1 protein-coding gene is annotated in these 205 nt (G+C 69.8%); it reads right to left on the bottom strand.

What is annotated here, in order from left to right; genetic code table 11:
• A partial coding sequence (locus UUA_RS18315) for a TonB-dependent receptor domain-containing protein (RefSeq protein WP_008439720.1) occupies positions 1-205 on the bottom strand: 205 nt, incomplete at both ends.

Raw genomic sequence — 205 nt, 5'->3', positions numbered from 1 at the left:
AGACCCAGTACTGCTCATTGGTGAGGTTGTCGACGCCGAGCGCGGCGGTCCAGCCCGGCGCGAACTTCCAGCGCAGCTTCGCGTCGGCCACGGTGAATCGGCTCACCGCGCCGTAGCCGTCCAGGTAGTCGCTGTTGTCCAGCGTGCCGTACTGGCGGCCGGAGTGGCGGATGCCGAGCGAGGCGTCCCACTGCGGCGCGAAGCG

The sequence above is a fragment of the Rhodanobacter thiooxydans LCS2 genome (genome assembly GCF_000264375.1).
Taxonomy (GTDB): Bacteria; Pseudomonadota; Gammaproteobacteria; order Xanthomonadales; family Rhodanobacteraceae; genus Rhodanobacter; species Rhodanobacter thiooxydans.
Note: the sequence above shows the minus strand (reverse complement) of the source record. Positions and strands in the feature narration are given on the sequence as shown.